The 13,900-nt window shown below is 65.9% G+C and carries 9 protein-coding genes; 5 read left to right on the top strand and 4 right to left on the bottom strand.

Translation table 11 applies throughout. The features are described from left to right. The first annotated feature begins 34 nt into the window (after positions 1-34). The 5 genes from FG91_RS03075 to FG91_RS03095 are packed head-to-tail and all read left to right on the top strand — an operon-like array spanning position 35 to position 7,445. Positions 35-1,663, top strand: coding sequence for an N-acyl-D-amino-acid deacylase family protein (locus FG91_RS03075; RefSeq protein WP_200878391.1), 1,629 nt, complete (start codon positions 35-37; stop codon positions 1,661-1,663). A gap of 4 nt (positions 1,664-1,667) precedes the next feature. Further along, positions 1,668-3,107, top strand: a complete 1,440-nt coding sequence (locus tag FG91_RS03080) for a serine hydrolase domain-containing protein (RefSeq protein ID WP_081940385.1) — start codon at positions 1,668-1,670, stop codon at positions 3,105-3,107. 21 nt (positions 3,108-3,128) lie between these two features. Further along, complete coding sequence (locus FG91_RS03085; RefSeq protein WP_037511672.1) at positions 3,129-4,139, top strand: dipeptide epimerase; 1,011 nt, start codon at positions 3,129-3,131, stop codon at positions 4,137-4,139. 28 nt (positions 4,140-4,167) lie between these two features. Further along, complete coding sequence (locus tag FG91_RS03090; RefSeq protein ID WP_037511863.1) at positions 4,168-5,457, top strand: metal-dependent hydrolase family protein; 1,290 nt, start codon at positions 4,168-4,170, stop codon at positions 5,455-5,457. Between the two features lie 2 nt (positions 5,458-5,459). After that, entirely contained in the window at positions 5,460-7,445 is a 1,986-nt protein-coding gene (locus FG91_RS03095) for a serine hydrolase domain-containing protein (RefSeq protein WP_037511675.1), read from the top strand. A 130-nt stretch (positions 7,446-7,575) separates the two neighbouring features. Here FG91_RS03095 and pyrE read toward each other — a convergent pair whose 3' ends face one another. The 4 genes from pyrE to FG91_RS03115 form a co-directional block, all read right to left on the bottom strand. Then, on the bottom strand, positions 7,576-8,094 hold the full coding sequence (gene pyrE / locus FG91_RS03100; RefSeq protein WP_037511677.1) for an orotate phosphoribosyltransferase: 519 nt from the start codon (positions 8,092-8,094) through the stop codon (positions 7,576-7,578). A 135-nt stretch (positions 8,095-8,229) separates the two neighbouring features. Then, the gene (locus tag FG91_RS03105; RefSeq protein WP_037511679.1) at positions 8,230-10,938 is read right to left on the bottom strand and encodes a TonB-dependent receptor plug domain-containing protein; all 2,709 of its coding nucleotides are present in this window, start codon (positions 10,936-10,938) and stop codon (positions 8,230-8,232) included. Between the two features lie 382 nt (positions 10,939-11,320). After that, on the bottom strand, positions 11,321-12,724 hold the full coding sequence (locus FG91_RS03110; protein ID WP_052187250.1) for an efflux transporter outer membrane subunit: 1,404 nt from the start codon (positions 12,722-12,724) through the stop codon (positions 11,321-11,323). Beyond that, positions 12,721-13,899, bottom strand: a complete 1,179-nt coding sequence (locus FG91_RS03115) for an HlyD family secretion protein (RefSeq protein ID WP_052187251.1) — start codon at positions 13,897-13,899, stop codon at positions 12,721-12,723. Before FG91_RS03115 ends, FG91_RS03110 begins: the two co-directional genes overlap by 4 nt. Between the last annotated feature and the right edge of the window lies 1 nt (position 13,900).

Here is a 13,900-nt window from a genome sequence, read left to right on the forward strand (position 1 = left end):
ACCGTCAGTCCCCCGGCTGGCGACAGGGAGATGAATGATGAAGCGTAAGATCCTCTTGGGTGCGATGTCGATGCTGCCGCTGCTGCTCGCCGCGAACACCCCGGCGCCCGAATATGACATTGTGATCCGCGGCGGGCGCGTGCTCGACGGCGCGGGCAGCCCGTGGGTCAGCGCCGATGTCGCGGTCAAGGACGGCCGCGTCGTGCGCATCGGCCGCGTCGCGGGACGCGGCGCCAAAGAAATCGACGCCAAGGGCCGCTATGTCTCGCCCGGCTTCATCGACATGATGGACCAGTCGGGGCGCGTCCTCGTCAAGAACGGCGCGGCCGAGAACAAGCTCTTGATGGGCGTGACCACGGTCATCGCCGGCGAAGGCGGCCCCCCGGCCGAGGCGGCGGAGATCCCGGCGCATTTCAGCCAGCTCGAAAAGCAGGGCATCTCGGTCAATTACGGCACCTATTATTCGGCGACGCAAGCGCGGATGAAAGTGATGGGCGATGGTGCCGGGTCGCCGACCCCCGCGCAGCTCGAGGCAATGGGCCGCGAGGTCAAGATCGCGATGGACAATGGCGCGTTCGGCATCACCAGCGCGCTGATCTATCCGCCGAGCAGCTTCCAGACCACGTCGGACCTCGTCACGTTGGCGAAGGTCGCCGCGCAGTGCGACGGTTTCTACGCCACCCACATGCGCGACGAGAGCGAAGGCCTCGTCAAGGCGATCGAGGAAGCGATCGAGATCGGCGAAAAGGGCGGGGTGAAGGTCGAGATCTTCCACCTCAAGGCCGCCTATGCCCCCGGCTGGGGCAAGCTGATGCCGCAGGCGGTGGCGACGATCAATGCGGCGCGCGCGCGCGGCGTCGACGTAGCGGCGGATCTCTACCCCTATACCGCGGGCGGCACGGGCCTTGAGATCATCGCGCCGAGCTGGGTGTGGGCCGACGGCGTCCAGAAGGGGATCGAGCGGCTGCGCGATCCCAAGGTGCGCGAGCGGATGAAGAAGGAAGTTGCCGCGGGCTCGATGCCCGGCTGGTCGAACCTCGTCCACGCCTCGGGCGGCTTCGCCAATGTGCGGCTCGCCAATGGGTTCAGCGACAAATACCGGCCCTATCACGGCAAGAGCCTCGCCGAGATCGGCAAGGCGCTGAACCGCGATCCGGCCGACGTGGCGTGGGACATCTTGCTCGAAGGTCTGCCGAACCGCTCGGTCGCGCTCTATTTCATGATGAGCGAGCAGGACATCGAAACCGCGATCAAGCAGCCGTGGGTCAGCATCGGCAGCGACGCCGCGGCGTCGGAAAAGGCGGGGGAGATGGACGCGCTCGGTCTGCCGCACCCGCGCGCCTATGGCACCTTCCCGCGCATCATCGCCGAATATGTGAAGCGCCGTCCGATACTGTCGCTCGAGGATGCGGTGCGCAAGATGACCGGCTGGCCGGCGCAGCGCATGGGCCTCACCGACCGCGGGCTGATCCGCGACGGGATGCGCGCCGATATCGTCGTGTTCGATCTCGACAAGCTCGACGATGTCGCGAGCTGGGAAAAGCCCACCGCGTCGCCGACGGGGATCGAGACGGTGATCGTCAACGGCGTCGTCACGATCGCGAACGGCAAGCATACGGGCGCCAAGGCGGGCGCGGTGCTGCGGCATAGCTGCGGCGTCTGAGGATATGGTCCGGAAGTATTCGAGCCTTTGCCTCACCGGTCTTGTGCTTGCCGCTTCGGCGCCGGCCTTTGCCGCTGCTCCGGCAATTTCGAAGCCTGAAGATCTGGGCACCGCGGTGTCGGCGCAAATCGCGTGCGCCAGCATCTTCGTCGCGGAGCGCGCGGAGGCCGACGTGCTGCGCGACGACATCCACGCGTTCGCGCCGTTCATGACGGCGGTGACGCTGGCGGTCGACCGAAAGGCGCGGACCGTCACCGCATCGGCGCCCGGCGCCGCGACGCGCACCGCGCTATACCGCCCGGTCGCCGGCTGCACGCTGCTGACCGGCGACGTTTCGGCCGCCACGCTCGATGCACAGGCGGCGAAGCTCAAGCCCACGCGGGGCAACGCCGCGAAGCCATGGCCGGTCGGCGATGCGCCGGTGGCGAAGCTTCAGGCCGCCGCCGAGGCAAAGCTCGACCGCGCCGCGCTCGACAAGGCGGTGAGCGCGGCCTTCGACGAACAGAATAAGGGCGGCTATCCCGACACGCGCGCGATCGTCGTCGTGCAGGGCGGGGCAATCGTCGCCGAACGCTATGCGCCGGGGTTCGACCAAAACACCGAACTACTCGGCTGGTCGGCATCGAAAAGCATCATGGGAACGCTGGTCGGCCTGCTCGTCGATGACGGCGTCCTCAAGCTCGACGAACCCGCGACCGTTCCCGAGTGGCAAGGCGCGGGCGATCCGCGCGCGAAGATCACGCTGCGCCAGCTGCTCACCATGTCGAGCGGCCTGACCTTCAGCGAAAGCTACGTCCCCGGCAATGACTCGATCAAGATGCTGTTCGAGGCGGGCGACATGGGCGCGATGGCGGCGGCAAAGCCGCTGAAGGACGCGCCCGGCACGAACTGGAGCTATTCGTCGGGCACGACCAACATATTGTCGCGCATCGTGTTCGATGCGACCGGCGGCACGCTCGAGGGCATGACGCGCTTTGCGCAGAAACGGCTGTTCGAGCCCACGGGCATGACCAGAGCACTGATCGAACCCGACGAAGCGGGGGTGCAGGTCGGCAGCTCCTACGCCTACGCCACCGCACGCGACTGGGCGCGCTATGGCCTGCTGCATCTCAACAAGGGCCGGGTGGGCGGCAAGCAATTGCTTTCGAAGCAATGGCTCGATTTTGCGGTCACGCCGACCAAGGCTGCACCACGCCCCGTCTATGGCGCGCAGCTCTGGCTGAACCATGCCGAAGCCGACGGCGAACGCCGCAAGCTCTACCCGGGCCTGCCGGAAGATACCGTCATGGCGCGCGGGCACAGCTTCCAGATCGTGGCGGCGATCCCGTCGCAGGATGCGGTGATCGTCCGCCTCGGCTGGACGCCCGAGGGGCATACATTCGACTGGAACAAATATCTCTCGCAGATCGCAGCGGCGCTCGCGCCGGCGGCCCCTGCGCCCTGAACCGACCGAAGGACAAATTCGATGACGACGCTTACCCCCCTCTCGCTCGACCTCGCGGTTGAATCGCTCCCGCTCGCCAAGCCGTTCCGCATCTCGGGGCATGTCTTCACCGACACGCCCGTGGTTCTCGTCACGCTGTCGGACGGCGCGCACAGCGGGCGCGGCGAGGCGTCGGGGGTCTATTATCTCGGTGACGATGTGCCCGCGATGGCGGCCGCCATCGAAGGCGTGCGCGGCGCGGTCGAAGCGGGGATTACGCGCGAGCAGTTGCAGGCGCTGCTCCCCGCCGGCGGCGCGCGCAACGCGATCGATTGCGCGCTGTGGGAACTCGAAGCGCGCCGCAGCGGCGTCCCGGTCTGGGAACTCGCCGGCCTTGCCGAACCGCGCCCGCTCCGCACAACCTTTACGCTCGGCGCCGACGATCCCGAGGTGATGGCCGAAGGCGCGCGCCACTATGCGCAGGCGCGTGCGCTCAAGCTCAAACTAACCGGCGATCTCGATGTCGATATCGCCCGGGTGCAGGCGGTGCGCGCGGCGCGGCCCGAATGCTGGATCGGCGTCGACGCCAATCAGGGTTTCGCGATCGGCGATCTCGACGCGCTCGTCGCGGCGCTGGTCGCCGCCGATGTCAAGCTGCTCGAACAGCCGCTGGCGCGCGGCAGCGAAGCCGATCTCGACGGCTACAAGTGCCCGATCCCGATCGCCGCCGACGAAAGCGCGCTGACCCTCGGCGATGTCGAGGGGCTGGTCGGCCGCTTCGACGTCGTGAACATCAAGCTCGATAAATGCGGCGGGCTGACCGAGGCGCTGGCGATCGCAAAGCGCGCCCGCGACCTCGGCCTCGGCGTGATGGTCGGCAACATGGTCGGCTCCAGCCTCGCGATGGCACCCGCGTTCGTCGTCGGACAGCTCTGCGACATCGTCGATCTCGACGGCCCGATCTTCCTCGCGGACGATCGCAAGCCCTCGATCGAATATGTGGATGGCAATGCGTGGTGCGGCGAGGCGATCTGGGGCCGCGACATCGGCTGAGCGCGATAACAGGACAGGGAGAAGCATGATGAAAAAGACGATCTTTGCCGGCCTCGCGCTGGTGGCGCTGGTTCAGCCCGTCGCGGCGCAGGACACGCCGGCGACGACATATATCCACGCCGGCCGCCTGCTCGCCGATCCCGCGAGCGGCCGGGTCGAAACGAACAAGACGGTCGTCGTCACGGCCGGAAAGATCGCCGAAATCCGCGACGGCTTCGTCGGCGAGGGCAAGGTCGTCGACCTCCGCGACCAGTTCGTCATGCCGGGCTTTATCGACAGCCACGTCCACCTGACCTTTGAATCGAGCCCGACGAGCCGCCTCGACGCGGTGACCAAGTCGACGGTCGACCAAGCGTTCGACGGTGTCGTCTTCGCCAAGCGCACCGTGCGCGCTGGGTTCACGACCGTGGTCGACCTCGGGGCCGATCCGCAAGCGATCAACGCGCTGCGCGATGCGACCGCGACGGGCAAGGTCGTCGGGCCGCGCATCATCGCCGCGGGCGGCGTCGCGGCGCACGGCGGGCACGGCGACATCCACGGCTATCGTCAGGAAATCATCGACCTGTTCCGCGCGCCGACACTCTGCTCGGGCGCCGACGATTGCGCGCGCGCGGTCCGCTTGGCGGTGCAGCAGGGCGCCGACGTCATCAAGACCGCCTCGACCGGCGGCGTGATGTCGAACACCGCGGCGGGGCTCGGTCAGCAGATGAGCGACGCCGAACTCGTCGCGATCGTCGAGACCGCGCACCGCCTGGGCCGCAAGGTTGCGGCGCACGCGCACGGCACCGACGGGGTCAACGCCGCGCTGCGTGCCGGGGTCGATTCGGTCGAACATGGCACCTATCTGGATGCGGAATCGATCCGGCTGTTCAAGGCGAAGGGGGGCTACCTTGTTCCCACCCTGCTCGCCGGCGACACCGTCGCGCGTCAGGCCGAAACCGCCGACTGGATGCCCGCACCGGTTCGCGCCAAGGCGCGCACCGTCGGCCCGCTGATGGTCGATGCCCTCCGCCGCGCGCATCAGGGCGGCGTGCGCATCGCCTTCGGGACCGATAGCGCCGTGTCGAAGCATGGCGAGAATGCCCGCGAGTTCGCGTTGATGGTGAAGGCGGGGCTGACCCCGCTGGAGACGATCAAGTCCGCGACCGTCTGGGCGGCCACGCATGCCGGGCTCGAATCCGAAATCGGCACGCTCGCCGCGGGCAAGTCGGCCGATATCGTCGCGGTGAAGGGCGATCCGCTGACCGATGTAAGCACCCTCGAAACGATGGGCTTCGTCATGGCGCGCGGCGTCGTGGTGCGGGCGGCAGGGGAGTGAAAATGCGCTCGATCAAATTATTTGCGCTGCTGCCGCTTGCCATGATGCTCGGCACCGCGGCGTCGAAGCCGGCTACGCCGCTGGCGCCGGCGCTCGCGCCGAAACCGGCGGCCGAAGTGCAAAAGGCGGCGCCCCCGGTTACGACCCCGCTCGCTCCATCGGCAACGCTGACCAAGCAGGACGTCGACAGCTGGCTCGATGGCTTCGTGCCCTTCGCGCTCAAGCGCGGTGATCTCGCCGGCGCGGTGATCGTCGTGGTCAAGGACGGGCAGGTTCTGACGCAGCGCGGCTTTGGCTATGCCGATGCCGCCAAGCGCACCCCTGTCGATCCAGCGCGTACCTTGTTCCGTCCCGGATCGGTGTCGAAGCTGTTCACCTGGACCGCGGTGATGCAGCAGGTCGAAGCGGGCAAGATCGACCTCGACAAGGATGTGAACGTCTATCTCGATTTCAAGATTCCGCTGAAGGACGGTAAGCCCGTCACGATGCGCCAGCTGATGACGCACACCGCGGGGTTCGAGGAACATGGCAAGCTCACCATGTTCGAGGACAAGAAATTCCAGATTCCGCTCGGTGATCTTGTGAAGGGCGGACTTCCGAACCGCATCTACACGCCGGGAACGACGCCCTCCTATTCGAACTATGGCACCGCGCTGGCGGGCTATATCGTCGAGCGCGTGACGAAGATGTCGTTCGACGACTATGTCGAACAGCGCATCTTCCAGCCGCTCGGCATGGCGCAGTCGACCTTCCGTCAGCCGCTGCCCAAGGGCTTCGCGCCGTGGATGGCGACGGGCTATCGCCAGCTTTCGGCCGGGCCGTCGAAGTTCGAGATCGTCGGTCCGTCGCCCGCGGGCGGCCTCTCCTCGACCGGCGCCGACATGGCGAAATTCATGATCGCGCATCTGAACCGGGGCGCGGGGCTGATGAAGCCCGAAACCGCGCGGATGATGCACGACACGCCGCTGACGATCCTGCCGCCGCTCAACCGCATGGAGCTCGGCTTTTTCGAAACCAACATCAACAGCCGCCAGGTGATCGCGCACCTCGGCGACACGCAGCTTTTCCACACTGCGCTCCACCTGTTCACGAACGAGAATGTCGGCATCTATATGTCGTTCAATGCGACGGGCGAGCAGGCCTCGGTCGGCCCGTTGCGTCGCGCGCTGTTCGAGGATTTCGCCGACCGCTATCTGCCCGGCAACGAAATGCCCGCCACGCGCGTCGATGCGAAGACGTCGGCCGAACATGCGAGGATGCTCGCGGGCAACTGGCTCAACAGCCGCCGTGCGGAGACGAATTTCTACGCGATCGCCTCGCTGCTCGGACAGGTGAAGATCAGCGTCGGGCCCAAGGGCGAACTCATCGTCCCGGCGGCGCGCGACCTCAACGGCAAGCCCGCGAAATGGGTCGAGACCGCGCCCTTCGTCTGGCACAACGCCGACGGCCACGGCCGGCTCGCCGCGCAGGTTGTCGATGGCAAGGTCGTGCGCTGGAGCATCGACGGCATTTCGCCCTTCATGGTGTTCGACCGCGCCCCCGCGTCGAAATCGGCGGGGTGGATCATGCCCGCGATGTACATCAGCCTCGGCGTCCTGCTGATCACCTTGCTCCAGTGGCCGATCGCGGCGCTGATCCGCCGCCACTACAAGGCACCGCTGACGCTCGAACGCCGTTCGCTGCGCGTCTATCGCGGCGTTCGCGTCGGCGCGGGGCTGGTGCTCGCGCTGGTCGCCGCGTGGGTGATCAGCATGTCGAAACTGAAGGCGCTGCCCTCCTATGATCCGTGGCTCTGGTTCCTCCAGATCGCCGGACTGATCGTCCTCGTCGGCGGCGCCCTGCTCGCGGCATGGAATCTCCGCATCGTCCGTCAGGAAAAGCGCGGCCGGTTCCGCACTCTCTGGGCGCTGCTCCTGCTCCTTGCGACGATCATGCCGCTCTATGTCGCATGGACCTTTGGCCTGATCGCGATGACGGTGAATTACTGACGCTCTCCCTGAAGACGGAGGGGCCCTGCGGGGCCTCTCCGTCGGCGCCTCGCGCTGCCACCTCCCCATCCCATATCGGCCATCCGCGACGTTGCGTTCTCGAACGGCAGAAACGACCGATTGCTGTCGTTCAGGAGAGCAGGTCGTCCTTGGTCATAGCGGCAAACACCGGTAACTCTGGCAGGGCCGCGATCTGCGGCAACCCATTTCCGCGCCATATTGCGCACACGACGCCAATGACTTCCGCGCCAGCATCTTCGACAAGCCGTGCAGCGTCTGCCACGGCACCTCCCGTCGTTATGACATCTTCGATGAGAACGACGCGTTTGCCTTCGACGCTGCCCCCTTCGACAGCCAAACAAGTGCCATATTCCTTGGCCTCCTTCCTCACGAAGGCCGCGGGCAAATCTGTCGCCAGAGAGATTGCCGTAGCGATCGGTATGCCCCCAAGCTCTAACCCCGCAAGAACCTCGGTGCCCTTGGGCAGCAATGGGATCATCTCTGCCGCAACTCGCCGCAGCAGGGCCGGATCACCTTCAAAACGATATTTGTCGAAATATGTTTCGGAAATTTGACCGGAGCGAAGACGGAACTCGCCTTTCAACGAAGCGATGGCTTTGACGGCGGCCGCCAGTGTCGGATCAATCATGCATCCTCATGTCACAATCTGATGGCAGCTTTCCACCCAAAGCGGAGGTCTACCATTCCTTCGATCAAGCGACCAAAAAAAAAGGGCAGCGGTATCGTCGATACCGCTGCCCCCGGGACTAGCTGTTGAGAAGGATCAGAAGCTCAGCTTCACGCCCCCCGAAATATAGCGGCCGATCACGTCGAAATTGGGACTGGTATAGGTCGTGATCGGCGGATCGCGGTCGAACAGGTTGTTGACGTTGCCGAACAAAGTGAACGGTCCCGCTTTGAACTGGGCGCCGAGGTCGATGTAGGTGCGGCTGCCCACCTTGTTGTTCACGATCGGAACGGGGACATTGTTCACCACCGTCAGCGGGCGGTCGAGGCCGCCATCGACATAGCGGACACGCAGGTTCGCGCCGAAGCTGTCGTTGTCAAAGGCGATCGTGCCCGTTCCGCGCCATTTCGGGGTCGAGAAGGCGGTGTCGCCGCCGACGAAACCCGACACGTCATTGCCGTTGATCTTCAGGTTGAAGACATGGTTCGCCAGCGCACGGAACGACAGGTTTCCGTCGCCCAACGGCACGCGGTACGACGCCTCGATGTCGAGACCCTGCGTCGCGTAATTGGCCAGGTTGCGGAAGCCGTTCGTGATCGACCCGATCGTGCCATTGGCTTCGCGGACGATCGTGCCCTTGCAGGTCGGATCGTTCGGTGCGGCAGCGAAACATTGCTTGAGAATGTCGTTCGCGGTGACCGAGGTGATCACATTGTCGATATCGATGTCGTAATAGTCGACCGACAGGCGGAAGCCCGGCACGAAGGACGGTGAGTAGGATCCACCCAGCGTCAGCGTATGGGCGATTTCGGGCGTCAGATTGGCGTTGCCGCCGCCGTATACGACGACATTGTTCTGCACCGTGCCGTTCGGCCCCTGGAACGGATCGAAGACACTGCCGATGTTCGTCGAGCGGCTGAGATAATATTCGGTGATGTTCGGCGAACGGATGTCGCGCGAATAGACGGCGCGGAACAGCAGGTCGTTGACGACGCGCAGCGTGCCGCCGGTCTTCCACGACCAGATCCCGCCGCTGGTGCTGTAATCCGAATAGCGCGCGGCGCCGTTGACTTCGAGCTTCAGCGTGTCGGTGATGTCGAGCAGCGGCACGTTCACTTCGGCGAAGGCTTCCTTGACGTTGAAGCTGCCGTTTGTCGCCGACGAATTCAGCGTACCGAGCGCGTTGGCGAGCGACAGCGGATCGACAAAGTTGGTGACCTGCTTTTCCCAGCGGACGTCGGTGCCGACGGCGATGTCGACGGGGCCGGCCCAGGTCGAGAAGGGCTGACCCGACACGCTGGCGCCCGCCGCATCGAGCTTGATCGTGTAGATCAGATGCGATCCGCCGAACGCCCAAGCGGCCGCCGCATCGGAAATGCTGCCATTGCCGAACAGGTTGATCGGGACGCAATTGGGGTCGTTGTTGGTCGTCGAAGCGTCGGCGTTGATGCGGCACGTCGGCGTGCCGTTCACCAGCACCGCGTCGACGCCATTGGTGAAGCGCGATTTGATCCGCTGGTTGTTGAGCCGCTGATTGAGCCGGATTTCGCCGTGATTATAATAGGCGTCATATTTCCAGCCGTCGCCGAAGCTGCCTTCGAGCCCGATCGCACCCTCGAGATTGCGGCGGCTGTATTTGAACGTCATCACGCCCGAAGCGCCGACATCGTCGAGGACGCGCCCGAGGAGGAACGGACCCGCGACGCCGGCCGCGGCGAGCTGGTTACGGTTCGCCTGCGTCAGAAAGGCATTGTCGGGCATGATGACCACGGCGGGCGTTTCGGGGAAGAAGCTATAGTCCGCCGCCATGCGGTGATAGCTGAAATTGGCCCAGACCTTGAGCGAGTCGGTGAGGTCATAGCTGGCGCGGGCGAAGAGGTTGACGCGTTCATAGGGGGTGCTGACCGCGACATAATCGAAGATATTCTGGCCGCCGCCGCCGATCGTCGTGACGCCCTGCGTCACGCTGCCGAGCGGGAAGGCGCCGATGTTGCCGTCGGGATTGAAAACCAGATTGCGGGGCGCGCCGGTGAGACCAAGGATCGAGCCGCCGTTGTACAGCTGCGTCGAATTGGGATCGCGCACCAGTTCGAGCTTGCCGTCGGCGCGCTGGAACAGGCCCGACTCGAGGTTGGGGCGGTCGTCGCGGCTGAGCGCGCCGCGTTCGTTCATATATTCGCCCGCGACCATGAAATGGCCGCGCCCGCCCGCGAAATCGGTGCCCCACGCGACGTCGGCGCCGTAGCGCGCCATATCGCCGCGCGACGAGATGCCGCTCTGGACGCCCATGCGCCAGCCGGTGAAATCATCGTCGAGGATGATGTTAACGACGCCCGCGACCGCGCCCGAACCCCAGGCCGCCGATGCGCCGCCGGTGACGACGTCGATCCGCTTGACCAGGCTTTGCGGCACGATGTTGAGGTCGTTGGCGCCGGCAAAGCGGTGCCCGTTGAGCAGGGTGAGGGTGCGAACCGATCCCAGGCCGCGCATGTCGGCGGTCGAGACGCCGCTGCTGGTGTTACCGGGCGTCGTCGACGGCGTCGAAGTTGCGCGGAACTGGGGGGTGTCGTTCAGCACCTGCGCGATGCTCGGGCGGTTGCCCAACGCCAGCTCGGCCTCGCCGATCACCGTTGTCGGGGTCGGCGCATCGAACCCTTCGCGCTGAATGCGCGATCCGCTGACCACGATTTCCTCGTCCGAAACCATGTCGGTCGAGGGGGTGGCGGACTGCGCATAGGCCGGGTTCAGGCTGACCAGCATCGACAGCGCGGTGCCCGCATACAAGCCGGATTGAACGAACTTCATATTTATCCCCTTCGCCTGTGGACGGCAATTTCGCTGTCCGGTGCTCGCTTATATTTTTACCGCGAGGCTCCTGCGATCCTCGGGTTTGCGATTTTCTATAAAGTCGGAATTTTTTGAAAAATCAACCCCGATCAAGACATAATTTTCAATTATAGAAAATATGCTACCGGATAGGCGGGCGACTTGGGCTGATAGTCCTATGAATCAGCGTGTTTTTATGCCAAAAGCCATGTTTCAAAAACCCGGATTTTTCAACCGGCATCTTTTCGGATCTCAACGGGCCATTGCGCCGGCTGCCTCGTTCGGGCGAGCGGCGGGGCGCGGCATCACCGCCTGCGGCGCGCGCGTGTGGCGGGCGTTTCGATTTAAACGGAACGAGGTGTCAGGGCGCCGGAGCGCAGGGGGATTCGGACGCGCTGCAGTTCGTCCAACCGCCACCCATCGCCTGAAACAGCTGGATCCGCGCGGCGAGCGCGTCGGCGCGGAGCTGGATCAGCGACAATTCGGCGCCGAGCAGCCCGCGCTGGGCGTCGAGCTGCTCCAGATAGGGCGAATAGCCTTCGCGGTAGCGATTGGTCGCGAGCCGCAACCCCTCGGCGAGCGCATCGCGCTGCGACTGGGCGAACGCGATCTGCGCGTCGATCCGGCTCACCGCGGCGAGCGCATCCTCGACCTCGCGAAACGCGGTCAGCGCGGTGCGGCGATAGGCGAACGCCGCCTGGTCGCGCTGCGCCCCCGCGGCTTCGGCCTGCGCCGTCAGCCTGCCGCCCTGAAAGATCGGGGCAAGGATGCTGCCGCCGACCGACCAGATCGAAATCGGATCGCCGATCAGCGTCGAAAAGGCCGCGCCGGCTGCCGAGGTCAGGCGCACCTGCGGCAGGAAACGCTTGCGCGCCGCGGCGAGATTCTTGTCCGACGCCGCAAGCTGATATTCGGCCTGCGCGACATCGGGACGGCGACGCAGCAATTCGGATGGCAGGCCGCCCGGGACCACGGGAACCGCGAGCCGGTCGAGGGGCGTGCCGCGCTCGATCGCGCGGGGAATGTCGCCAACAAGAACGCTCAAACTATCCTCGGTTCGCGCGATCGCGAGTTCGATCTGCGGCACGATCTGCGCCGTCGCGTCATATTCGGCCTGCGCCTGCTGAAGCTCGAGCTTGGGCGAATAGCCCCGCCCGACGCGCGATTTCGCGATCCGCAGCGATTCCGATCGCGCGCGCACCGTCTCGCGCGCGACCTCCAGCCGCGCATCGAGGCTGCGCAGCGTGACATAGTTGCTCGCCACCGCGGCGGCGATCGACAGCTGCACGGCATCGCGCGCCGCTTCGCTCGCGAACCAGCTATCGCGCGCCGCCGATTTCTGGTCGGCGAGGCGGCCGAACAGATCGACTTCATACGCGACCTGGAGTTGCGGCTGTGCGAAATTCTGCTCCGACGGATGGCCGAACGGGCTGACCGAGCGCGACCGGCCGCCGCTGATTGCGGCATCGATCGTCGGCAACGTCTGCGCCCGCGCGAGCGTGAAATTGGCGCGCGCCTCGCGGACGCGCGCTGCCGCTACGCCGATGTCGCTGTTGTTGGCCAGCGCCTTGTCGACCAGCGCGACCAGCGTCGGATCGCCGAACGAGCGCCACCAGTCGCGCTGAAGCGGCGCGGCCGGATCGGCATCGGTTCGCCATGCCACCGGCGGCGCGACGGGCGCCACGCTCGTCGCCCTGACGTTCGGGCCGGCGCAGGCCGCGAGCGCAGCCGCCAGCCCGGCCGTCAGCGCGAGCCGCGCCTTCATCGCTTCGATCCGCCGCTTGTGTCGATACGGACCTCGACCGACATGCCGGGCCGCAGCCGCGCCGCCACCGGTTGCTTGTCGTCGATCTTGATCCGCACCGCGATGCGCTGCGCCACCTTGACGAAATTGCCCGTGGCGTTGTCGGCCTTGAGCACCGCGAATTCGGACCCAGCCGCCGGCGACAGATTCTCGATCCGCCCGGTCAGTTCGACGCCGCCCAGCGCATCGACGCTGAACCGCGCGCGCTGGCCGATCGCCATGTTGCCGGTCTGGGCTTCCTTGAAGTTCGCAATGACCCAGACATGGTGCGGGACGACCGACAGCAATTGCGTCCCCGCGGTGACATAGGCGCCGACGCGCACGCCGATTTCGGACAGCTGCCCGTCGGCGGGCGCGCGGATGATCGTGTTGTCGAGATCGATCTGCGCGAGGCGAAGCTGCGCCTTCGCCGATTCGACCGCGGCTTCGAGCCCGGCGCGCCCGACCACCACGGTGCGGACGTCCTGCGTCCCGATCGCGCGGCTGGCGCGCGCCTGTTGCAGCGCCGCCTGCGCCGCGAGCAGCGCCGCGCGCGTCTGGTCAAATTCGCGCGTCGAGATCGAACCGTCGGCGACGAGTGCGCGGGCGCGGCGCATATCGGCGTCGGCCTTGGTCAGTTGCGCCTGCGCATTGGCGATCCCGGCGTTCTGGCTGTCGGTGGCGACCTCGCGCGAGCGCTGCGCCTGCGCCGAATTAGCGAGCGCGGCCTGCTGTGCTGCGACATTGGCTTCGGCTTGCGCGACGCGCGCGCGATAGATGCGGTCGTCGATCGTCGCGAGGATCTGGCCCGCCTTGACCTCGGCGAAATCCTGAACGGGCACGCGCGTGACATAGCCGCTGACCTGCGGGCTGATGATCGTCACCCGCCCGCGCACATAAGCGTTGTCGGTCTCTTCCGACCAGCCGGAGAACGGCGGAAGATTCCATGCATAGAGGATCGCGAGGATCGCGAGCACGGCGACCGCGACAATCGCGATCACGGCCGTGGGTGACTTGTCGGGCGGCCGCCAGGACGACGGCGGATCGACCTGCGGATCGGCCGGAGTGGCGGATGCGGGCGCGGCAGCCTGCGCTTCGGGCGCCGGCGCCGGGATTTCCGGTTCGGGTTTCGGGGCGTCGACTTTCTCGTCGCTCATG

This window comes from Sphingopyxis sp. LC81 (assembly GCF_000756375.1).
Lineage (GTDB): Bacteria > Pseudomonadota > Alphaproteobacteria > Sphingomonadales > Sphingomonadaceae > Sphingopyxis.